2 protein-coding genes are annotated in these 1,552 nt (G+C 41.2%); one reads left to right on the top strand and one right to left on the bottom strand.

Features of this window, described 5'->3' with window-relative positions; translation table 11 throughout:
* Positions 1 to 258: 258 nt before the first annotated feature.
* Complete coding sequence (locus tag ACQKN2_RS25240; RefSeq protein WP_427417364.1) at positions 259 to 1,233, top strand: N-acetylglucosamine kinase; 975 nt, start codon at positions 259 to 261, stop codon at positions 1,231 to 1,233.
* A gap of 122 nt (positions 1,234 to 1,355) precedes the next feature.
* Here the strand turns inward: ACQKN2_RS25240 and ACQKN2_RS25235 are convergent.
* Positions 1,356 to 1,552 (bottom strand): hypothetical protein (locus tag ACQKN2_RS25235; protein ID WP_427417363.1); only part of this gene is annotated, 197 nt, incomplete at its 5' end.

Genomic DNA, 1,552 nt, shown 5'->3' with positions numbered 1-1,552 from the left:
GTCTCGGGCCAACACGATGTTGGTCACGAAGGCGTTATCACAGGATGTGATGGTTTTAGCCTTCGTTCCTCTATTGCTGATCCCCAAGGAGTCGCCCTGCCGTAACGAAGATCAACTTATTTATATAGTAGACGTTTTAACAAAAGTCATCCACAACTTTTGGTGATGAACCTTTTTTATCCTGATTCATCAATGTTTTTCTAGTAACAACTACAATTAAGCCAGGGCGAAATTGATTGAGAAGAAAGGAGCAAAGAAATGTATGTATTAGCGATTGACGGTGGTGGAACGAAAACGTCAGCAGTGATTTGTGATGAGCTCGGCAATATTTATGCAAAAGTAGTAACGACTCGTAGTAACCCAACAGCAATGGATGTACAATATTTTCAGTCAACGATTCATGATATACTGCAAAATTTACAACAACAAAATCCGCAAGTATTTGCAGCAATAGATAGTTGTTTTGCTGGCATGGCTGGGGTCAAGGAGCTACAGGCAGAGGAAGTTGTAGAAACGATAGTACGCCATTACGTTCCTAAAACAACAAATGTTTTTGTTGATAATGATGCTCTAATTGCACTTTATGCAGGCACACTTGGGCAGGCTGGCATTGTGCAAATTGCAGGGACAGGTGCTATTACGATGGGCTACGATCGTGAGCAACATTTTTATAGAGTAGGGGGCTGGGGTTATCTTTTTGATGATGAGGGCAGTGGCTATGATTTAGGTGTTCAAGTGCTGAAGGCTATTTTTCAAAGCTATGATGGCCGAGGAGACGCAACAGCGCTGACAGATGTTGTATTACGTTATTTTTCTGTGGAAAATGTACCACAATTAATAGAGTGTATATATGGAGAAGAACATCCTCGGACAGTGATTGCACCGTTAAGTAAATATGTTTTTGAAGTGGCAGGAAAAGGAGATCGTGTCGCTGCTAAGATTATTGAGGATGCTTGTAAGAAATATTATGTGGCGATTAAAGCATGTTACGCCCATATGGCTTGGAAGGAAGGGGACGTACCTGTCGTTTTAGTGGGAGGCGTTTTTAAGAATGAAGCGTATTTTTTACCTGAGTTACAGCAATTTGCACAAGCAGACGGGGTACCATTGCAATTTATGGAGCCAATCTTACAACCAATTGGTGGAGCAGTAATTGCAGCCTTCAAGCAAATAAACGTTCAGCTCGGCGCAGATTTTGTGGAATCTTTCTCCAAAAATTATGAACAGGAATGAAAGTTAAAGGCAATTGAATGATGTTTTATTCAATTGCCTTAAAATTTCGGTTTCAAGCCTTGAACAGTGTGAACATATAGACTTTGATGGACTCATTTCAAACATTACATATTTAATGCTCATCACCAAAAGCTGTGGATGACATTTTTAAAAATATTTGCCTTGTATATTAGTTGATCTTCGTTACGACTGGGCGACTCCTTGGGGATCAGCGATAGGGGAACGAAGGCTAAAAGCATCACATCCTGTGATAACGCCTTCGTGACCAACATCGGTGCTGTTGCTGTCGCTGCGCTTTCGCACAAACAAAACCCTCTGC

The organism is Lysinibacillus sp. NPDC093688 (genome assembly GCF_050280145.1).
In the GTDB taxonomy this organism is placed as follows: Bacteria; Bacillota; Bacilli; order Bacillales_A; family Planococcaceae; genus Lysinibacillus; species Lysinibacillus xylanilyticus_B.
This window is presented reverse-complemented; position numbering and strand designations above follow the sequence as displayed.